We start from the raw sequence: 19,507 nt of genomic DNA, 5'->3' as shown, positions 1-19,507 counted from the left end.
CGTCTGCTCCGGGGTCGTTGAGCGAGCCGAAGGAGAGACGAAACGCGGCGCTCTCGCAAGAGCACCGCGTTTCGTCTCCGTCGCGCCGGATCGGGGTCGTCGCTCAACGACCCGATCGAGGGCGCGCGTCAGGCCCTGCGGCGTACCGCCTGCCACAGGGCACGGCGCTCGGCCTGCTCGACCGGATCGGGCACCGGGAGGGCCGCCAGCAGCTCCTTCGTGTAGGCGTTCGACGGGTCGTTCAGCACCTGCGCGGTCGTGCCCTGCTCCTGGATCCGGCCGTGCTGCAGCACGATGATCCGGTCGGCGACGGCGTCGATCACGGCGAGGTCGTGGCTGATGAACAGCGATGCGAAACCGAGCTCGGCCTGCAACTGCACGAACAGGTCGAGCACCTTCGCCTGCACCGAGACGTCGAGCGCGCTCGTGGGCTCGTCCGCGATGAGCAGCTTCGGATCCAGGGCCAGCGCGCGGGCGAGCGAGGCGCGCTGGCGCTGTCCGCCGGAGAGCTCGTGCGGGAACCGGTCGCCGAAGTTCGTCGGCAGCCGCACCGCGTCGAGCAGTTCGTCCACGCGGGCACGGGCGACGGCGACGCTCGACGCCTTCCCGTGCACCACGAGCGGCTCGGCGATGCACTCGGCGATCGACAGCAGCGGGTTGAAGCTCGTCGCCGGATCCTGGAACACGAATCCGATCTCGGGGCGCAACGGGGTGAGCTGGCGCTGCTTCACGCCGTTCATCTCCTGGCCGAGCACGCGCAGCGATCCGCCGACGACCGTGGTGAGGCCCACGACGGCGCGACCGATCGTGGTCTTCCCGGATCCGGATTCGCCGACGAGGCCCACGACCTCACCGGGGCCGACGTGGAAATCGACGCCCTTGACCGCGACGACGCCGCCTCGTCCGAAGCGGCCCGGGTAGCCGATCTCACACGCCCGCGCCACGATGAGGCTGCCCTCCGGCGCCTCATCCCGGTCGTCGAGCGAGGACGCCGAAGGCGACCGAGACGAAACGGGATCCGCGGCGTGCGGCGCTCCGTCTCGCTGCGCTCGCTCGACGACCGATGCCCCCAGGGCCGACTTGCCCTGGCCGACGTGCGGCACGGCGGCGAGCAGCTCCCGCGTGTAGTCCTGCTGCGGGTTCGCGAAGAGGTCCCGCACCGCGGCCTGCTCGACGATGTCGCCGCGCAGCATCACGACGACACGGTCGGCGAGGTCGGCGACCACGCCCATGTTGTGCGTGATGAGCACGATCGTCGCGCCGAACTCGTCGCGGCAGGCGCGCAGCAGTTCGAGGATCTCGGCCTGGACCGTGACGTCGAGGGCCGTGGTCGGCTCGTCGGCGATGATGAGCCCGGCGTTCAGCACGAGGGCCATCGCGATCACGATGCGCTGCTTCTGCCCGCCGGAGAACTGGTGCGGGAACTCGTCGACGCGCTTGTCCGGATCCGGGATGCCCACCTTGCGGAGGATCTCGATCGCCTTGGCCTTCGCCTCCTTCTTGGAGAGCCGGCCGTCGTGATGCGCGCGCAGGCCCTCGGCGATCTGCCAGCCGACCGTGTAGACCGGGTTCAGCGCGGTGGAGGGCTCCTGGAACACCATCGCCGCGTCGCGCCCGCGCATCGCGCGCAGCTTGGCCGCCGACGCATGCACCACGTCGGTCTCGCCACCGCGGCCGCGCACGATGACCGCACCCGACATCGTCGCGGTCTCCGGCAGCAGGCCGAGCAGCGCGTTGGCGGTGACGGTCTTGCCGGATCCGGACTCGCCGACGATCGCGAGCACCTCGCCCGCGTGCGCCTGGATGTCGATGCCCTTGACCGCGTCGACGGGGTCGCCGTCGGTCGCGAAGCGCACCTTGAGCCCGCGGATGTCCGCCACGTCGGGCAGGCCGGTGTTCATGGTCGTGCCGGTCATGCCGCACCTCCCGCGCGACGGCGGGTGCGCAGTCGCGGATCGCTCAGGTCGTTCAGGCTCTCGCCGACGAGGGTGATGCCGAGCACCACCAGCACGATCGCGAGGCCGGGGAAGATGGACGTCCACCAGATGCCGCTGGTGACGTCCGCAATGGCGCGGTTCAGGTCGTAGCCCCACTCCGCGGCCGAGGTCGCCTCGATGCCGAAGCCGAGGAAGCCGAGCCCGGCGAGGGTCAGCAGCGCTTCGGAGGCGTTCAGCGTGATCACGACCGGCAGCGAGCGCGTCGAGTTGCGCAGCACATGACGGGTCAGGATCCGCCCGGTCGGCACGCCGATGACCTTCGCCGACTCGACGAACGGCTCGGCGCGCACGCGCACCACCTCCGCGCGGATCACGCGGAAGTACTGGGGCACGAACACGACCGTGATCGAGAGGGCCGTGGCCATGATGCCCGACCACAGGTTCGACTGGCCGCGGCTGATCACGATCGACATGACGATCGCGAGCAGCAGCGAGGGGAACGCGTAGATCGCATCGGCGATCACGACGAGCGTCCGATCCAGCCACCCGCCGAAGTACCCCGACACCAGGCCGAGCGCGATGCCGATGAAGATCGAGCAGGCGATCGCCGCGAGGATCACGAGCAGGGCGGTCTGGGAGCCCCAGATCACGCGGGAGAAGACGTCGAACCCGCTCACGGTGGTGCCGAGGATGTTGGTGGCGCTCGGCGGCTGCTGCGTGCCGAACTTCACTCCGTTCGCGGACTGCTGCGCCCACGAGTACGGGGCGATGAACGGAGCGAGGATCGCGACCAGCACGAAGACGCCGGTGATGACGAGGCCGGCGACGAGCATTCCGCGCTGCAGTCCGACGCTCTGGCGCAGCTGCGAGACCACGGGGAGCCGCTCGCTCCAACGGCGCTTGCGAGGGGCCTGGGCGGCGAGCGCCTCGGTCTTCGGCGTCGGCAGGTCGCGGTGGATCACGGGTTCGGGTGTGTTGTCGATGGTCATCTCAGTACCTCACCCGCGGGTCGATCACGGCGGCGACGATGTCGACGATGAAGTTCGTGACCGCGACGATCACCGCGATCATCACGACGATGCCCTGGACGGCCACGAAGTCGCGGGCCTTCAGGTACTCGCTCAGCATGAATCCGATGCCCTTCCACTCGAAGGTCGTCTCGGTGAGGATGGCCCCCGCGAGCAGCAGCGCGATCTGCAGGCCCATGACCGTGATGATCGGGATGAGGGCCGGACGGAACGCGTGCTTGGTGACCAGGCGGTACTCGCTCACGCCGCGGGAGCGGCCGGAGGTGACGTACTGCTGGCCGAGCGTGCCGATCACGTTCGTGCGGATGAGCCGCAGGAAGATGCCGGCGGTCAGCAGGCCGAGCGCGAGCGCGGGCAGGATCGCGTGCCAGAGCACGTCGAGGATCGCCGGGCCGTTGCCGAGGCGGATCGCGTCGAGCAGGTAGATGCCGGTGGGAGTGCTGACGCCGCTCATCAGCAGCTCGGTCTGGGTGCTCGCGCGCCCGGAGACCGGCATCCAGCCGAGCCACACCGAGAAGACGAGCTTCAGCAGCAGGCCGACGAAGAAGATCGGCGTGGCGTAGGCGAGGATCGCCATGATGCGCAGCGACGCGTCCTGCCACTTGTCGCGGCGGTGCGCGGCGACGAGCCCGAGCGGGATCGAGACCACGAACGCGACGATGAGCGCGTAGATCGCGAGCTCGAGCGTGGCGGATCCGTAGGTCAGCAGCACCGTGGTGACCTTCTGGCCGTCCGTGATGGTGGTGCCGAAGTCACCGTGCAGGATGTTGCCGAGGTATTCGAAGTACTGGATCAGGACCGGCCGGTCGTATCCGGCCTCGTGCACGCGCTGCGCGAGCTGGTCGGCGGGGAGGCGACCGCCGAGGGCCGCGGTGATCGGGTCGCCGGTGACCCGCATCAGGAAGAAGACCAGGGTGATCAGGATGAGGACGGTGGGGATGATCAGCACGAGGCGGATCAGGATGTAGCGCCACAGTCCTCCTCCGGAGGACTTGGGGCGCGTCGCCGCGGGATCTGCGGCGAGGACATCAACGGCCATGGAGAACCTTCGTGAGGAGGGCGGGCGCGGCATTGCGCCCCGGGAACGAAGACGGGGCACCGTCGCGAGTGCGGCGGTGCCCCGTCTGAGGGTGCGCTACTTCGTCAGCGGCGCGTAGCGGAACTTGAACGAGGCGTCGAGCGTGGTGCCGTTGACACCCGTGCCGACGACCGCGACCTGCTTGCCCTGCAGCAGCGGCAGGGTGGACAGGTCCTTCGCGACCATGTCCTGCACCTGTGCGAGGTCGGCCATGCGCTTGTCCTTGTCGGTCTCGGTCTGCGACTTCACGATCAGGTCGTTGACCGCCGTGTTGTCGTAGTGGTTGCCGAGGAAGTTCTTCGTGAGGAAGAACGGCGACAGGTAGTTGTCGGCGTCGGAGTAGTCCGGGAACCAGCCGAGCTGGTAGGCCGGGTACACGTCGGCGGTGCGGTCCTTCGAGTACTGCGTCCACTCGGTGCTCTGCAGGTTGACGGCGAACAGACCGCCCTGCTCGAGCTGAGCCTTGATCGCGGCGTACTCGTCGCCCGAGGAGGGGCCGTAGTGGTCGCCGTTGTACTGCAGGTTCAGCGTGACCGGCGTGGTGACGCCCGCGTCGGCGAGGACCTTCTTCGCCTTGTCGAGCGAGGGTCCGCCGTTGCCGTCGCCGTACATCGACTTCAGCGGCTGGGTCGCGCCGGCCATGCCGTCGGCGACGAAGGAGTACAGCGGGCTGTAGGTGTCCTTGTAGACGTCCTTCGCGATCGCCGCGCGGTCGACGAGGTCGGCCGCCGCCTGGCGGACCGCCTGCGACTTGGCCGGGTCGGCCTCGGGGGTCGTCGCGCCGTAGGGCATCGTGTTGAAGTTGAAGACGATGTAGCGGATCTCACCACCGGGGCCCTCGACCAGCTTGACCTTCTTGTTCTTGCTCAGGTCCTCGGTGTCGGTGGCCGACAGGCTGCGGAAGGCCACGTCGATGTCGCCGTTGCCGACCGCGAGCTTCAGGTTCGACGCGTCCGCGTAGTACTTGACGTTGACCTGGCTGTTGGCGGCCTTGCCCAGCTCGCCCTGGTAACCGGCGTACGGCTTGTAGGAGATGAGCTGGTTCTTCTTGTAGTCGGTGATCTCGTACTGACCGGCGAAGGCCTTGCCCTTGACGATGGTGTCGTCGTCGGTGACCTTGTCGGCCGAGAAGACCTTCTCGTCGACGATGGGGGCTGCGGGGCTCGAGAGGATGAGCGGCCAGATCTGGTCGTTGCCGTTCTTCAGCTTGAAGACCACCGTGGTGGCGTCAGGAGCCTCGGTGGAGTCGAGGTTGCCGAGCAGCGAGGCCGGGCCGTTGGGATCGTTGATCTTGACCATGCGGTCGAAGGAGAACTTGACGGACGCCGAAGTGAGCGGGTCGCCGTTCGCGAACTTGAGGTCCTTCTTGAGCTTCACCGTGTACTCGGTCGGCGAGGTGAACTCGGCCGACTCGGCGATGTCGGGGGTGACCTCCGCCGTGCCGTACTTGCTGTTCATGAGGAACGGGTAGATCTGGTTCATCACCGCGAACGAGCCGTTGTCGTACGAGCCGGCCGGGTCGAGGAACGTGATCTTGTCGGTCGTGCCGACCGTGATCGTGCTGCCGGAGGACCCCCCGGTCGATCCCCCGCCGCCCGTGCTGCTCGTCGCGCAGCCCGCGAGAACGAGGGCCGTGGCGCCGAGCGCGCCGATGGCGAGGCCGAGACGGCCTCGAGTGCTGTGGAATGACATATACACCTCTGTATCGGTTCCGTGGCCGCAGTTCAGCGCGGCCGCAACATCCATGGCCGTCAGGGTTCACGGCGCACGGGACACCCGATTGTAGACACGGCTCGGCGTTTCACGGGAGATCCGACGCCGAGACGTGATGTCGACCGCAGATCTTCCTGCCGCTCCACCGACGCGGATCCGGCTGGCCCGGGAGCCCGGGATCCCGCGCTATTCCGGGACGTGCGGGAACTGGCGGGCGTAGTCCTCCTTGAGCACCGCGAGATGCAGCCACGCCTCGGTGTGGGACACCCCGGGCAGCGAGCGCAGCTGCTCGAGACCGGCATGCAGCGCCCCGGGCGTGGGCTCCACGAACGTGATGACGGCGTCGAAGCGGCCGATCGTGCGCGCGGCGAAGTCCACGCCGGGCCAGGTGCGCACGATCGAGAGCACGGCGTCGTCGTCGCCGAGCAGGCTGAGCCCCACGCCCATCGACTGCCTCCGGTGGGCCGGGCCGCGGGCCTCCACGGCGCCGATCTGGATGACGTGCGCGGCACGGAGCCGCTGCACCCTCGTCGCCACCGCCGAGGGCGAGAGTCGGACGACCTCGCCGAGCGCCCGGAAGCTGATCCGTCCGTCCTCCTGCAGCAGCTCGATCAGGGCGGTGTCGGTCTCGTCCAGCACGACGTCGCCGCGGTAGCTCGACACGAACGGGCCCTTGACGACCGAGGTGTAGACGAGGGTGCTCACGTCCAGCACCTGCGGGATCGCCCTGATGTCCTCGATCACCGCGTGCAGTTCGGACATCGTGCCCAGGCGCACCTCTGCCACGAGGTCGTAGACGCCGCCGATCGCCGACACGAACACGGTCTCCTCCCGCGCCTGGAGCGCAGCGGCGACCCCGGCGCTCGCGCCGGCGGTGCGGATCGAGACATGCGCGATCACGTGCTGCCCGAGGAAGAACGGATCGACCGCGCCGATGATCCGGATCGTCTTGTCGCCCAGCAGCAGGCGCAGCCGGGACGCCACCGCGGTCCTCGTCTGGCCGAGGTCGACGGCGAGCGAGCGGATGCTCGCGCGCCCGTCCTCGCGGAGCGCGCGGATGAGTTCTGCATCGAAATCGGTCATGATTCAGGCGATCCCCGACTTTCCCGGTTTGGATTCCGTATTTGTCACAATCGCAGTCATGATCCCGGGATTGACGTGGAACGGAATCAGGATGCGAACTCTCGCGAACATTACTTCAGTCGGGGTCCATTCGCACGCAACTTTTGACATTGCGCAGGTGCAGATCCGGCCCTAGCATCCTTCGCATCCCTGACACCGCAAAGGAGCGGGCATGACCTCCACCCACGCAAAGGCCCGGCGCGCCGGGCTCGCGGCCTTCGTCGGCACCACGATCGAGTGGTACGACTTCTACGTCTACGCCACGGCGGCCGCCCTCGTGTTCGGCCCGCTGTTCTTCCCCAGCAAGGATCCGCTCGCGGAGACCTCGGCGGCATTCGCCACCTTCGCCGTGGCCTTCCTCGTCCGCCCCATCGGCGGGATCCTGTTCGGCCACATCGGCGACAAGCTCGGCCGTCGGGTCTCGCTCGTCATCACCCTGCTGCTCATGGGCGCCTCGACCGTGCTCGTCGGGTGCCTGCCCACCTACGAGAACGTGGGCATCCTCGCCCCGATCCTGCTGATCCTGCTGCGTGCGCTCCAGGGACTCGCGGTCGGCGGCGAGTGGGGCGGCGCCGTGCTCATGAGCGTCGAGCACGCGCCGGAGAAGTCGAAGACGTTCTACGGCGGCTTCACCCAGCTCGGCAACCCGGCCGGCGCCCTGCTCGCCTCCGGCATCTTCGCGATCATGTCGCGCGGTGGAGACGACTTCATCCGCAACGGCGGGTGGCGGATCCCCTTCCTGCTCTCGATCGTGCTCATCGCCGTCGGTCTCTGGGTGCGCTACCGCGTCGAGGAGTCGCCCGTCTTCGAGGAGAAGATCGAGGGCCGCAAGCAGTCGATGCCGCTCGCCTTCGCGCTCCGCGCCAACTGGCGTCCGATCCTGCTCGGCATCGGCATCCTGCCGATCTCGACGGGCGGGTACTACCTGGCCACGACCTTCGCGACCGCCTACGCGACGGGGGCGCCGATCTCGATCAGCGAGCAGGTGATCCTCGACGCGATGACCATCGCCTCCTTCGTGGAGTTCGTGGTGACGCTTCCGGTCGCGTGGCTCGGCGACAAGTGGGGCCGCAAGAACGTCATGTACATCGGCCTGCTCACCTCCGTGCTGACCTTCACGCCGTTCCTGCTGCTCATGCCGGGCCGGGTCGAGCCGCTCATCTTCCTCTTCGCCTCGCTCGTGCGCATCGCGATGAGCGCGACCTATGCGCCGATCGCCGCGATCCTCGCGCAGATGTTCCGCCCGCAGGCGCGCTACACGTCGATCGCGCTCTCCTACGGCGTCGGCGCGGCGGTCTGGGCCGGGTTCTCCCCGTGGTTCGCGACCCAGCTCGTCGCCTGGACGGGCAGCATCTGGTCCGTCATCGCGATGTTCGTCGGCATGGCCGTGCTCGCCGGCATCTGCACCAGGCTGGCTCCCCAGCACTCCGACGAGGCCCCCGTCACGTCCTCCTTCACCGCCCGCACCGACACCACCGCGAACAGGCTGCCATGAGAAAGCTCGTCCCCTTCGACCAGTCCCGCCAGACGACCCCCCGGCTCGTCCTCGCCCGCGCGATCCACCTGCTCGACCCCTCCGCCACGACCGTGACGGCGATGCTCGTCGATCGCGGGCGGATCCTCGCCACCGGCTCGCCCGCCGAGTGCGCGGCCGCGGCCGAGGGTGCCGGGCTGACGCCGGAGCGGGTCGACCTCGGCGAAGCCACGGTCGTACCGGGCTTCATCGATGCGCACGCGCATCCCCTCATGTACGGCCAGATGATGACGTGGGTGGACTGCGGCCCGGAGAAGGCCGGGAGCATCCCCGAGATCGTCGCGCTGCTGCAGGAGGCGGCCGCCGCGCTCCCTGCGGGGCGCCCGGTGCGCGGCTACGGCTACGAGCACCGCAACCTCGCCGAGCAGCGCCACCCTACCCGGTTCGAGCTCGACCAGGTCGCGACCGACCGCGAGGTGTATCTCATGAACGCCTCCGGGCACGGCGGGGTCGTGAACTCCTACACGCTGGAGCGCAGCGGGATCGACCGCGGCACGCCGAACCCCGCGGGCGGCGAGTTCTTCCGCGACGCCGATGGCGAGCTCACCGGCGAGCTCTCGGACGCGGCCTGCAACATCCTCACCGGCGTGCACGGCGTGAAGGTCGGCCACCACGGCCCCAACTTCCACCTCGCGGATGAGCCGGAGGAGCACCTGCGTCAGCTCGACGTCGCGACCTCCCGCTTCCTCGCGGGCGGCGTCACCGCGATCGGCGACGCGCAGGTGAGCCGCCGCGAGTTCGACATGTACCTGCGACTCGCGCAGGCCGGACGGCTGCCGCTGCGGGTGTCGATGTACCTGCTCTCGCACCTGCTCGACGAGGCGCTGGAGATGGGGCTCGTCGGCCAGTTCGGCAACGCCCACCTCAGCTTCGCCGGCATCAAGTTCTACGCCGACGGCACCCTCGGCGGCTGGACCGCGTACTTCCCCGACGGCTATGTGGGCGACCCCTGCCGCACCGGGCAGCTGTACCACGAGCCCGCCGAGTACGCCGCGCTCATCCGGCGCGCGCACGCGGCCGGGCTGCAGACCGCGACGCACGCCCAGTCGCCCACGGCGATCGAGATGGTCGTCTCGGCGATCGAGGCCGCCCTCGCGGAGCATCCCGACGACGACGCGCGTCACCGGATCGAGCACTGCGGGCTGCCCACCCCCGCGCAGATCGCGCGCATGGCGACGGCCGGGATCCGCCCGGTCAATCAGCCCCAGCACTATTACAACTGGGGCGAGGGCGTCGAGGAGGCGATCGGAACACCCGGCGAGCGCTTCAACCCGCTGGGCGAGTTCGAACGTGCCGGGGTTCCGGTCACGATCTCGTCCGACGCCCCCGTCGCCGACCCGATCCCGCTCGAGGCGATCCAGGCGGCCGTGACCAGGGTCACCCGCCGCGGCCACCGCCTCGGTCCGGACGACCTGCGGATCTCGGCCCTCTCCGCCCTGCGCGCGCACACGATCGAGGGCGCCGTCTCGCTCGGCCGCGAGGACGACCTGGGCAGCCTCGAGGTCGGCAAGCTCGCCGACTTCGTCGTGCTGGACGAGGATGTGCTCGAGGCGGATCCCGAGCGGATCGGTCGCATCCGGGTGCTCGAGACCTGGGTCGACGGCGAGCCGCGGCACCGCGCGGCCTGAGGGGACGAACAGATGACGAACGAGACCGACCCGTACGCCGACACCGCCGGCCGCGCCGTCCTGGAGACGATCCGCGGCTACGGGGTGAGCGCCGTGTTCGGGATCCCCGGCACGCACAACCTGGAGTTCTACCGCCCGCTCGCCGACCTGGGGTTCCGGGTCGTGACGAACCGGCACGAGCAGGGATCCGGCTACGGCGCCGATGGCTGGGCGCAGCAGACCGGACTCCCCGGCGTCGTGATCACCACCTCCGGTCCCGGACTGCAGAACGCGATGAGCGCCGTGGGAACGGCGTTCTGCGAGTCGCGTCCGCTGATCGTGCTCTCCCCCGGCGTCGCCCGCGGTGCGGAGTTCGCCGATGTCGGCACCCTGCACGAGACCAAGGACGCTTCCGCGATGGTCGGCGCGATCGCCGAGTGGTCGCGCCGCGTCGGCTCGGCCGCGGAGGCGGTCGCAGCCGTGCACGACGCGTTCGCACTGTTCCGCACCGGACGCCCGCGGCCCGTGCACATCGAGGTTCCGCTGGACGTGCTCGAAGCTCCGGCCGGCGTTCCCGCGGCGGACCGCCTGCCCCGTCCCCTTCCCGCCGCCGACGGCGGAGACGCGGAGGCGGTCGCCGAAGCCGCCGCCCTGCTCGGGGCGGCGCAGCGGCCGGTCATCGTCGCGGGCGGTGGTGCGACCCGTGCCGCCGCTGCGCTCACCGCTCTCGCCGAACGCCTCGGCGCCCCCGTGCTCACCACTCTCAACGGCAAGGGCGCGGTCGACGAGCACCATCCACTGGCGCTCGGCGCGAACCTGCGCCTCGCGGCGGCCCGCGCGGTCGCCGAAGACGCCGACGTGCTCCTGGTCGTGGGATCCAAGCTCGGCGAGGCCGAGCTGTGGGCGCCGCGGCTGGAGGCGCGCGGCGCCGTGGTGCGGGTGGACATCGCTGCGGCGCAGCTCGCGAAGAACCTGGACCCCGCGGTCGGGATCCGCGGCGACGCCCGCGCGGTCCTCGAGCGGATCCTGGACGCCCTGCCTCCCGTCGCGCCGCGCACGCCTGCGCTCGACGTCGTCCGTGCCGAGATCCTCCGGGAGATCCGGGACGCCGCTCCGACGACCGTCGCCCTCGCCGAGGAGATCGCCGCGGCGCTGCCCGACGACGCGATCGTCGCGGGCGATTCGTCGCAGATCGTCTACCTCGCGCTCGCGAACGTGCTCCGCCGCTCCGGCCCGCACGCGCTCCTCTACACGCCCACGTACGCGACGCTCGGGTACGGCCTCCCCGCGGCGATCGGCGCTCGCGTCGCACAGCCGGAGCGCCCCATCGTGGCGGTCGTCGGCGACGGCGCGCTCATGTTCGCCGTCAACGAGATCGTGACGGCGGTCGAGCAGCGCCTCGACCTGACGATCGTGTGCGTCGACAACGGCGGCTACGCAGAGATCCGCCAGAACGAGGTGGATCGCGGGATGACCCCGGTGGGGGTCGACCTCGTGCAGCCGGACTGGGCCGCCTTGGCGCGGGCCTTCGGCGCCCAGGGCGAACGGGTCGCCGCCGGCGACGACCTCGCCCCCGCGATCCGCGCCGCGATCGCCGCCGGCGGCGTCCGGCTCGTGCACGTCGTGCAGCCCGCCCCGTCCCATTCCCCGGAAGAACAGAAGGACCGTGCATGACCACTCCGATCGGCCCCGTCGATGCCTCCCTCACCCCCCGCTATGCGGGCTTCGCAACCTTCGCCCGCCTGCCGCGGCTGGAGGAGGTCGAGCGCGCCGACATCGCCGTGGTGGGGGCCCCGTTCGACTCGGGCGTGAGCTACCGCCCCGGCACGCGGTTCGGTCCCTCGCACGTGCGCGAGTCCTCGCGTCTGCTGCGCCCGTACAACCCGGCCCAGGACTTCTCCCCCTTCGCGCGCACCCAAGTCGTCGATGCGGGCGACATCGCCCTCAACCCGTTCGACATCACCGAGGCCGTCGAGGAGACCGACCGGGCGGTGACCGCCCTCCGCGAGCGTGCATCCCGCATCGTCACGATCGGCGGGGACCACACCCTCGCGCTGCCGCTGCTGCGCTCGGTCGCCCGCACGCACGGGCCGGTCGCCGTGCTGCACTTCGACGCGCACCTGGACACCTGGGACACCTACTTCGGCGCGCCCATCACGCACGGCACCCCGTTCCGCCGCGCGAGCGAGGAAGGCCTCATCGACATGACCGCGAGCTGCCACGTCGGCACGCGCGGCCCGCTCTACGACAAGAGCGACCTCGAGGACGACGCCCGCCTCGGATTCTCGATCGTGACCAGCGAGGCGATCGAGGAGCACGGCGTCGAGGCCGCGATCGAGCGGATCCTGACCCGCATCGGCGACGCACCGCTGTACGTCTCGATCGACATCGACGTGCTCGACCCCGCGCATGCGCCGGGTACCGGGACGCCGGAGGCCGGCGGCCTCACCAGCCGTGAGCTGCTCCGGATCCTGCGGAGCCTGCGCGACACGAACATCGTGGGCGCGGACGTCGTCGAGGTCTCGCCCGCCTACGACCACGCGCAGATGACTGGTATCGCGGCGAGCCACGTCGTCTACGAGCTCATCACCCTGCTGGCGATGCAGATCGACCGCACCCGCTGACTTCCGCGGTATCGGGGGCCGTCCGTCGTTTCGACGGCGGCCCCTGATCCGTTCAGGCCAGGGCGAAGTGCTCCAGCTCGGCCTGATCGAGCATCCGCGAGCGGGTCAGGAACCTCTTGCCGGTCGGCGACTCGACGCTGAAGCCGGATCCGCGCCCGTCGACGACGTCGATCGTGAGGTGCGTGTACTTCCAGTACTCGAACTGCGACCCGGACATGTAGACCGGCACCGTCTCGTCGAGACCGATCTCGAGGTCGCCCAGCAGCACGTCGCCGGATCCGGTCAGGAACATCCCGACCGGATAGCACATGGGTGCGGAGCCGTCGCAGCAGCCCCCGGACTGATGGAACATCAGCGGACCGTGCTGCGCGGTGAGCGTGCGCAGCAGCGCCGCCGCTTCCGCCGAGACGTCGACGCGGTGGAACTCGGGCATCACCCGCTCCTCTCGTATGCCCCACCGGTCGTTGAGCGACGCTTCGACTCGCTCAACGACCGGTGGGGGGACGGATCCGGATCAGAAGAAGCCCATCGGCCCTTCGGCATAGGAGACGAGGAGGTTCTTCGTCTGCTGGTAGTGGTCGAGCATCATCTTGTGGTTCTCACGGCCCACGCCCGACTGCTTGTACCCGCCGAACGCGGCGTGCGCCGGGTACTGGTGGTAGGTGTTGGTCCAGACGCGACCCGCTTCGATCGCACGGCCGGCCCGGTAGGCCGTGTCACCGCTGCGGCTCCACACTCCGGCGCCGAGCCCGTAGAGCGTGTCGTTCGCGATCGAGATCGCGTCATCGAAGTCGGAGAAGCTCGTGACCGACAGCACCGGTCCGAAGATCTCCTCCTGGAAGATCCGCATGTCGTTGGTGCCCTCGAACACGGTCGGGGCGACGTAGTACCCCTCGCTGAGGTCGCCGCCCAGGTCGACCCGCTCTCCTCCCGTGAGGAGCTTCGCGCCGCCCTGCTTCCCGATGTCGATGTAGCTGAGGATCTTCTCGAGCTGGTCGTTCGACGCCTGTGCGCCGATCATCGTGGTGAGATCCAGCGGGTTGCCCTGTACGACCTTCTTCACGCGCTCCAGGCCGTCGGCGAGGAGGCCGTCGTAAATCGAGCGCTGGATGAGCGCGCGCGACGGGCAGGTGCACACCTCGCCCTGGTTCAGCGCGAACATCGTGAAGCCCTCGAGCGCCTTGTCGTAGTACGGGTCGGCGGTCGAGCTCGCGACGTCCTCGAAGAAGACGTTCGGACTCTTGCCTCCGAGTTCGAGCGTGACGGGGATGAGGTTCTGCGAGGCGTACTGCATGATCAGGCGGCCCGTCGTGGTCTCGCCGGTGAAGGCGACCTTCCGGATCCTCCTGTGCTGCGCCAGGGGAGCTCCGGCCTCGATGCCGAAGCCGTTGACGATGTTCACGACGCCGGCGGGCAGCAGGTCGCCGATGATCTCGAACAGGAACAGGATCGACGCGGGCGTCTGCTCGGCCGGCTTGATCACCACGCAGTTGCCCGCGGCGAGCGCCGGGGCGAGCTTCCACGTCGCCATGAGCAGCGGGAAGTTCCAGGGGATGATCTGACCGACCACGCCGAGCGGCTCGTGGAAGTGGTAGGCGACGGTGTTCTCGTCGAGCTGGCTGATCCCGCCCTCCTGCGCGCGCAGCACGCCGGCGAAGTAGCGGAAGTGATCGACGGCGAGCGGGATGTCGGCCGCGAGCGTCTCGCGCACGGGCTTGCCGTTCTCCCAGGTCTCGGCGATCGCGATCGCCTCGAGGTTCTGCTCGATCCGGTCGGCGATCCGGTTCAAGACGTTGGCGCGCTCCGTCGGGCTGGTCTTGCCCCAGCTCGCGAACGCCTGCCAGGCGACGTCGACGGCGCGGTCGATGTCCTCGCTCGTGCCGCGTCCGACCTCGGTGAACGGCTTGCCGTTGACGGGGCTGATGTTCTCGAAGTACTGCCCCTTGACGGGTTCGACGAACTCGCCGCCGATGTAGTGCCCGTAACGCGGGCGGTAGTTCGCGAGCGCGCCCGGCTGCCCCGGGGCTGCATAGGCGGTCGACACGCTCTCCTCGATGATGGTCATCGCGTCTCCTTCGACGTTCCGCGGCCGCATCGCCGCGCGGGTGGATGTGTGCCTCGACGGTAGGCGCGCGGAGGTTGCACCCCGGTGCGTCACGTTGCAACGGGTTGCAGACGCTGCCCCTCTCGGGGTCGGGGCGACGTCGCGACCCGAGGGTCAGGCCTGCTCCAGGCGCTCGATCCGGCCGACCAGGCCCGCCCGCTTCGGCGAGCGCGCGGGCAGGAGCTCCAGGCAGAGCCGCAGGATCTCGGCGTCCTCGGATCCCTCGGGGATCTCCGCGTACGACAGCAGCACGTCGACGCTCGCCTCGGTGCGCATCGTCTCGCGCAGGGTCGAGCGCACGGTCTCGCGGTACTCCTCCACCCCGGGGGCGGTCGAGTCGGGCAGCACGGGGCCGCGGTAGGCGGAGAGCGCCACGCGGTGCGCCCCGCGGTCGAGCAACGACAGCACGTCCTGCGCGTCGGTCTCCAACGGCACCGGCAGGCGGTAGGGGCGCGACTCGGGCACGAGTGCGGGCCAGATCCGCTCCAGCGCCTTCCGCAGGCGCACCATCTCCGGCCGCAGCGTGTCGGCCGAGGATCCCTCGCCGTAGACCAGCTCGGCGAGGCGCTCGACCGACAGACCCTGCCGGTGCACGGCGAGCAGCAGCAGGATCTCGGCATGCCGCGCGCTGAGCGCGACGGACCGTTCACCATCGCCCGAAGAGACCTCGAGTCTGGCCCGATCCCTGCCCAGCACCCGCAGGGCCGCACGTTCGGGTACAGGGCGACGCCGTGGGGCCGGGGCGAGGGCGGCCGGCTCGGCCCTGGCCCGCAGCCGCGCCACGAGCAGCTCGGCCTCGACGGCGCGAGCCGTGGCGTCGACCAGCATGCGCGCCTGCGGGCTCGCCGCCTCGGCCCCGCCCGTCACGTCGATCACGCCCAGGATGCGACGGTCCTCCGGATCGAACACGGGTGCGGCGGTGCACGACCACGGCTGCACGAGTCGGTTGTAGTGCTCGGCGCCGTGGATCTGCACGGAGGCGCCCAGCTCGAGCGCGGTGCCGGGAGCGGAGGTGCCCACCGCGCGCTCCGACCAGTTCGCGCCCTCGACGAAGCCCATCTCGCCGGACAGGATCCGCTGGTTCAGATCGCCCTCGACCCAGAGCAGCCGCCCCGCGTGGTCGCCGACCGCGACGATGACGCCCGCATCGTCGACGGAACCGGGCAGCAGCAGGGCGCGGATCGTGTCCATCGCACCCGCGAGCGGATGCGCGCGCCGATAGGCGTCGAGGGCGTCCGCGGTGAAGTCGAGCGGCGGGAGACCTTCCGCACCGACCCGCTGGCGCCAGGACCTCTCCCACGACTCCCGCACGAGCGAGCGCACGTTCTGCAGCCGGCCGTCGTCGATGTTGCCCGCGACGAGCTCCTCGTGCGCACGCTCGATGAGCAGGCGCGACGCCGCAGGCGCGTGGTCGCGAGAGGGCTGCCAGCCAGAGGACACAGGGTCTCCGATCATCGGCGACGGAGTGGGTCCAGTGTACGACCGCGATTCCGCTCCCCGACTGTGCCGCTCTCGGCACTACTGCGCTTCACGTGGTAGTGTGCGGAGCGACGCAGCCACGGGGCCGTGGCGGAGGAGGCGGAATGGATACGACGCAGCTGCTCAAGGGCGTGCTGGATCTCGCAGTGCTCGCCGTCGTGCGCGATGAGGACGGATACGGCTACGACATCGTGCGGCGCCTCCGCGACGCCGGGATCGGCGACGTCGGCGACGCTTCGGTCTACGGGACGCTGCGCCGCCTCTATTCGGGCGGAGCGCTCTCGAGCTATGTGGTGCCCTCCGACGGCGGGCCGCACCGCAAGTACTACGCGATCACCGGGCAGGGCAAGCACATGCTCGACGAGCAGATCGCGACGTGGTCGCACTTCGCCGTGGCGATGTCCGGCCTGCTCGCCCCGCACGTCCCGCCCTCCGCCGCTGCCGCCCCTCTCGCGGACGCCGCTCCGCCCGGATCCGACGCGGCCTCCGGCGCCGCAGCACCCGCCCTGTTCCATCCCCCCGCCGAACCCACCGGGATCCTCTCCGAAGGAGCGCAGCGATGAACGAGACCACCCTGACGGCCGCGGAACGGATCCGCGCGTTCGCCGACGCCGTCCGCGCCCAGCTCGCGGACCTGCCCGCCGACGAGGTCGACGACCTCGTCGAGGGCCTCGTCGGAGACCTCACCGATCAGGCCGCCGATCATGACGGCGCGATCGAGCTGGGCGATCCGGCTGCGTACGCCGAGGAGCTGCGTTCGGCGGCAGGTCTGCCGGAGCGCGGCCCGCTCGCCGCGGAGACGAAGACGCCATGGCACGAGCGCATCGCCGCGAGGGCGGGGCGAGCAGCGGGGCGGATCCGATCCTCGGCGTTCGGCGCCTGGCTGCTGGATCTGCTGATCGCCTTGCGCCCGGTGTGGTGGGTGCTGCGCGGCCTGGTGCTGGCCGCGCTGGTCCTCCTCCCCGCAGGTCTCGGTCCCCGAACGCTCACCGGATACTCCGGCATGCCGGCCCAGGTGTACACCTGGGCACTGGTCGTCCTGTTCGCGCTCGTCAGCGTGCAGTGGGGGCGTGGACGTTGGCTCCCCAAGAACTGGCTGCGGCACGTCCGGGTCGTCGCGAGCATCATCGCGCTCCTCGCGATGCCCGCACTCTTCGGGTACTTCACCACGATCGTCGTCAACTCGACCAGCGTGCGCGACTACTCGTATGAGGCCCCACGCGGCCTCCTCCTGGATGGCGCCCAGATCGGCAACCTTTTCGTCTACGACCGGGACGGGAACCCCATCACCGGTGCGCAGCTCTACACCGACAAGGGGACCCCGGTGAACCTGTACGGATCCGACAGCGCCGACCTCAGCAACGGCGTCAATGGCCCCTGGCAGTCCGCCGACATGGTCACGGTGCCGTTCCGCGACAACCAGGGCCGCCCGATCTGGAACATCTATCCGCTGCATGTCGCGCAGTACGAGCCCTCGGGCGCGGCGGACACCATCGGGGATTATGTGGATGCGAAGCCGCCGTTCCTGCGAGCTCCCGCTCGGATGATCGCGATACCCGAACCTTCGCCCGGGGCGACGAACCCCGCGACGTCCGGCACCGCAACCCCGACCCCGCAGCCGTCCGTGGCCGCGCCGACCCCGACCCCCACCCCGGCGGGTTGAGCGATGGCCGCGCCGCGGATCGTCTCGATCGATCTCACCCACCTCGTGGAGGCCGCGCTGCGCGGCGAGCACCCCGGCGAGGCCCGCGACCGGGAGGAAGACGGACCGGTCGCGGCGGACCGGGATCCGCGGATCCCCGGGCTGCGCTGAGCCTCAGCCGCGCGCTGCCCACCAGTCGCGCAGGCGCTGCTCGGCGGCCTCGGGGCCGATGAGGCCCTCGTCGAGGCGCAGCTCGAGCAGGTACCGGTACGCCTCGCCCACCTCTCGACCCGGGGCGATGCCGAGGATGCGCTGCACGTCGTTGCCGTCGAGCTCGGGGCGGATCGCGTCGATCTCCTCCTGCTCGCGCAGGGTCGCGATCCGCGCCTCGATGTCGTCGTAGGCCGCGGCGAGGCGACCGGCCTTGCGCTTGTTGCGCGTGGTGACATCGGCGCGCGTGAGGATGTGCAGCCGTTCGAGCTGGTCGCCGGCGTCGCGGACATACCGGCGGACGGCCGAGTCGGTCCACGCGCCCTCGGCGTAGCCGAAGAAGCGCAGGTGCAGCTCGATGAGCTTCGCCACCGCGTCGGTCGACTCCTTGTCGAACCGCAGGGCCTGCAGTCTCTTGCGTGCCAGCCGGGATCCCACCACGTCGTGGTGGTGGAAGCTCACGACGCCCCCCGGCTCGAGCTTGCGGGTGCGCGGCTTGCCGATGTCGTGCAGCAGCACCGCCAGACGCAGCACGGCATCCGCCGGCTCGTCCGGGTGGCGGGCGTGCTCAAGCGCGATCGCCTGCTCGAGCGCGGTCAGGGAGTGCTCGTAGACGTCCTTGTGATGGTGGTGCTCGTCGATCTCGAGTCGGAGCGCGCTCACCTCGGGCAGGAACTCGTCGACGAGTCCGGTCTCGACGAGCACGCGGATCCCGCGCACCGGATCGTCGGACTGCAGCAGGCGGATCAGCTCCGATTGGATGCGCTCCGGGCTCACGATGCTCAGCGTCGACCGCAGCTCGGCCATCGCGGCCAGCGTGGCGTCCTCGATGCGGAAGCCGAGCTGCGCGCTGAAGCGGGCGGCTCGCAGCATGCGCAGCGGATCGTCGCCGAAGCTCACCTCCGGAGCGGTCGGGGTGCGCAGGAGGCCCGCGAGCAGATCCTCCACTCCCCCGGTCGGATCCACGAGCTTCTGCTGCGGCACCAGGAACGCCATGGCGTTGACCGTGAAGTCGCGGCGCACGAGGTCGCCGTGGATGTCATCGCCGAACGAGACGACGGGCTTGCGGGTCACGCCGTCGTAGGCGTCGGCGCGATAGGTCGTGATCTCGACCTGTTCGGCGGGACCATCGGGCGACGGCACCCTGGCGCCGATCGTGCCGAACTCGCGCCCGATGTCCCACTGCGTGGTCGAGATCGGCGTGACGATGCGGAGGATGTCGTCGGGACGCGCGTTCGTGGTGAAGTCGAGGTCGTGCGTGGGACGGCCGAGCAGCGCGTCGCGCACCGGACCGCCCACCACGGCGAGGTCGAACCCGGCGTCGGCGAACGCCGTGGCCAGGGTCCGCACGACCGGATTCTCGGCGAGGGCGCCCAGGCGCGCGAGAGAATCGGCCATGTTGAGCATGGTCTCAAGGGTACCGGGGCGG

At 70.1% G+C, this 19,507-nt stretch carries 15 protein-coding genes and 1 pseudogene; 7 read left to right on the top strand and 9 right to left on the bottom strand.

What is annotated here, in order from left to right; all coding sequences use genetic code 11:
* Window positions 1-128: 128 nt before the first annotated feature.
* The 5 genes from ACIPY5_RS09395 to ACIPY5_RS09375 form a co-directional block, all read right to left on the bottom strand.
* Window positions 129-1,916: a dipeptide ABC transporter ATP-binding protein gene (locus tag ACIPY5_RS09395; protein ID WP_400969604.1), complete on the bottom strand. Its 1,788-nt coding sequence runs from the start codon at window positions 1,914-1,916 to the stop codon at window positions 129-131.
* Window positions 1,913-2,926, bottom strand: a complete 1,014-nt coding sequence (locus ACIPY5_RS09390; protein WP_309341072.1) for an ABC transporter permease — start codon at window positions 2,924-2,926, stop codon at window positions 1,913-1,915. Before ACIPY5_RS09390 ends, ACIPY5_RS09395 begins: the two co-directional genes overlap by 4 nt.
* A 1-nt stretch (window position 2,927) precedes the next feature.
* On the bottom strand, window positions 2,928-4,004 hold the full coding sequence (locus ACIPY5_RS09385; RefSeq protein ID WP_400969600.1) for an ABC transporter permease: 1,077 nt from the start codon (window positions 4,002-4,004) through the stop codon (window positions 2,928-2,930).
* A gap of 96 nt (window positions 4,005-4,100) precedes the next feature.
* Window positions 4,101-5,735 carry an ABC transporter substrate-binding protein gene (locus ACIPY5_RS09380; protein WP_400969597.1) on the bottom strand — a complete coding sequence of 545 codons (1,635 nt, stop codon included), beginning with the start codon at window positions 5,733-5,735 and terminating at the stop codon, window positions 4,101-4,103.
* A gap of 207 nt (window positions 5,736-5,942) precedes the next feature.
* Complete coding sequence (locus ACIPY5_RS09375; RefSeq protein WP_400969594.1) at window positions 5,943-6,839, bottom strand: Lrp/AsnC family transcriptional regulator; 897 nt, start codon at window positions 6,837-6,839, stop codon at window positions 5,943-5,945.
* Between the two features lie 211 nt (window positions 6,840-7,050).
* Between ACIPY5_RS09375 and ACIPY5_RS09370 the strand changes: the two genes are divergently transcribed.
* The 4 genes from ACIPY5_RS09370 to speB are packed head-to-tail and all read left to right on the top strand — an operon-like array spanning window position 7,051 to window position 12,643.
* Window positions 7,051-8,373, top strand: coding sequence for an MFS transporter (locus ACIPY5_RS09370; protein WP_400969591.1), 1,323 nt, complete (start codon window positions 7,051-7,053; stop codon window positions 8,371-8,373).
* Window positions 8,370-10,040: an amidohydrolase gene (locus ACIPY5_RS09365; RefSeq protein ID WP_400969588.1), complete on the top strand. Its 1,671-nt coding sequence runs from the start codon at window positions 8,370-8,372 to the stop codon at window positions 10,038-10,040. Before ACIPY5_RS09370 ends, ACIPY5_RS09365 begins: the two co-directional genes overlap by 4 nt.
* Before the next feature lie 12 nt (window positions 10,041-10,052).
* Window positions 10,053-11,693, top strand: coding sequence for a thiamine pyrophosphate-binding protein (locus tag ACIPY5_RS09360; RefSeq protein ID WP_400969585.1), 1,641 nt, complete (start codon window positions 10,053-10,055; stop codon window positions 11,691-11,693).
* Window positions 11,690-12,643, top strand: a complete 954-nt coding sequence (gene speB, locus ACIPY5_RS09355) for an agmatinase (protein ID WP_400969582.1) — start codon at window positions 11,690-11,692, stop codon at window positions 12,641-12,643. Before ACIPY5_RS09360 ends, speB begins: the two co-directional genes overlap by 4 nt.
* 52 nt (window positions 12,644-12,695) lie before the next feature.
* Here speB and ACIPY5_RS09350 read toward each other — a convergent pair whose 3' ends face one another.
* From ACIPY5_RS09350 to ACIPY5_RS09340, 3 genes are all read right to left on the bottom strand, one after another.
* Window positions 12,696-13,076, bottom strand: coding sequence for a DUF779 domain-containing protein (locus ACIPY5_RS09350; protein WP_400969579.1), 381 nt, complete (start codon window positions 13,074-13,076; stop codon window positions 12,696-12,698).
* Window positions 13,077-13,157: 81 nt separating this feature from the next.
* Complete coding sequence (locus ACIPY5_RS09345; protein ID WP_400969576.1) at window positions 13,158-14,708, bottom strand: aldehyde dehydrogenase family protein; 1,551 nt, start codon at window positions 14,706-14,708, stop codon at window positions 13,158-13,160.
* 153 nt (window positions 14,709-14,861) lie between these two features.
* The gene (locus ACIPY5_RS09340; RefSeq protein WP_400969573.1) at window positions 14,862-16,187 is read right to left on the bottom strand and encodes a GAF domain-containing protein; all 1,326 of its coding nucleotides are present in this window, start codon (window positions 16,185-16,187) and stop codon (window positions 14,862-14,864) included.
* 143 nt (window positions 16,188-16,330) lie between these two features.
* Between ACIPY5_RS09340 and ACIPY5_RS09335 the strand changes: the two are divergent.
* The 3 genes and pseudogenes from ACIPY5_RS09335 to ACIPY5_RS09325 form a co-directional block, all read left to right on the top strand.
* Window positions 16,331-16,639 (top strand): annotated as a pseudogene (locus ACIPY5_RS09335) (PadR family transcriptional regulator); the annotation flags it as partial.
* A gap of 146 nt (window positions 16,640-16,785) precedes the next feature.
* Entirely contained in the window at window positions 16,786-17,889 is a 1,104-nt protein-coding gene (locus tag ACIPY5_RS09330; RefSeq protein ID WP_400969570.1) for a hypothetical protein, read from the top strand.
* A 3-nt stretch (window positions 17,890-17,892) separates the two neighbouring features.
* Window positions 17,893-18,039: a hypothetical protein gene (locus tag ACIPY5_RS09325; protein ID WP_400969567.1), complete on the top strand. Its 147-nt coding sequence runs from the start codon at window positions 17,893-17,895 to the stop codon at window positions 18,037-18,039.
* Between the two features lie 3 nt (window positions 18,040-18,042).
* On the opposite strand, the gene ACIPY5_RS09320 is transcribed toward ACIPY5_RS09325, so the two are convergent.
* On the bottom strand, window positions 18,043-19,485 hold the full coding sequence (locus ACIPY5_RS09320) for a CCA tRNA nucleotidyltransferase (protein ID WP_400969564.1): 1,443 nt from the start codon (window positions 19,483-19,485) through the stop codon (window positions 18,043-18,045).
* Between the last annotated feature and the right edge of the window lie 22 nt (window positions 19,486-19,507).

It is taken from the genome of Microbacterium sp. NPDC089698 (assembly GCF_044749045.1).
In the GTDB taxonomy this organism is placed as follows: domain Bacteria; phylum Actinomycetota; class Actinomycetes; order Actinomycetales; family Microbacteriaceae; genus Microbacterium.
The sequence above is the reverse complement of the archived record's forward strand: the minus strand, read 5'-3'. Positions and strand labels throughout refer to the sequence as shown.

What these genes read in the sequence shown, in the direction of transcription:
- ACIPY5_RS09395 (WP_400969604.1), bottom strand. Translation starts at nt 1,916, where the DNA reads ATGACCGGCACGACCATGAACACCGGCCTGCCCGACGTGGCGGACATC.
- ACIPY5_RS09390 (WP_309341072.1), bottom strand. Translation starts at nt 2,926, where the DNA reads ATGACCATCGACAACACACCCGAACCCGTGATCCACCGCGACCTGCCG.
- ACIPY5_RS09385 (WP_400969600.1), bottom strand. Translation starts at nt 4,004, where the DNA reads ATGGCCGTTGATGTCCTCGCCGCAGATCCCGCGGCGACGCGCCCCAAG.
- ACIPY5_RS09380 (WP_400969597.1), bottom strand. Translation starts at nt 5,735, where the DNA reads ATGTCATTCCACAGCACTCGAGGCCGTCTCGGCCTCGCCATCGGCGCG.
- ACIPY5_RS09375 (WP_400969594.1), bottom strand. Translation starts at nt 6,839, where the DNA reads ATGACCGATTTCGATGCAGAACTCATCCGCGCGCTCCGCGAGGACGGG.
- ACIPY5_RS09370 (WP_400969591.1), top strand. Translation starts at nt 7,051, where the DNA reads ATGACCTCCACCCACGCAAAGGCCCGGCGCGCCGGGCTCGCGGCCTTC.
- ACIPY5_RS09365 (WP_400969588.1), top strand. Translation starts at nt 8,370, where the DNA reads ATGAGAAAGCTCGTCCCCTTCGACCAGTCCCGCCAGACGACCCCCCGG.
- ACIPY5_RS09360 (WP_400969585.1), top strand. Translation starts at nt 10,053, where the DNA reads ATGACGAACGAGACCGACCCGTACGCCGACACCGCCGGCCGCGCCGTC.
- speB (WP_400969582.1), top strand. Translation starts at nt 11,690, where the DNA reads ATGACCACTCCGATCGGCCCCGTCGATGCCTCCCTCACCCCCCGCTAT.
- ACIPY5_RS09350 (WP_400969579.1), bottom strand. Translation starts at nt 13,076, where the DNA reads ATGCCCGAGTTCCACCGCGTCGACGTCTCGGCGGAAGCGGCGGCGCTG.
- ACIPY5_RS09345 (WP_400969576.1), bottom strand. Translation starts at nt 14,708, where the DNA reads ATGACCATCATCGAGGAGAGCGTGTCGACCGCCTATGCAGCCCCGGGG.
- ACIPY5_RS09330 (WP_400969570.1), top strand. Translation starts at nt 16,786, where the DNA reads ATGAACGAGACCACCCTGACGGCCGCGGAACGGATCCGCGCGTTCGCC.
- ACIPY5_RS09325 (WP_400969567.1), top strand. Translation starts at nt 17,893, where the DNA reads ATGGCCGCGCCGCGGATCGTCTCGATCGATCTCACCCACCTCGTGGAG.
- ACIPY5_RS09320 (WP_400969564.1), bottom strand. Translation starts at nt 19,485, where the DNA reads ATGCTCAACATGGCCGATTCTCTCGCGCGCCTGGGCGCCCTCGCCGAG.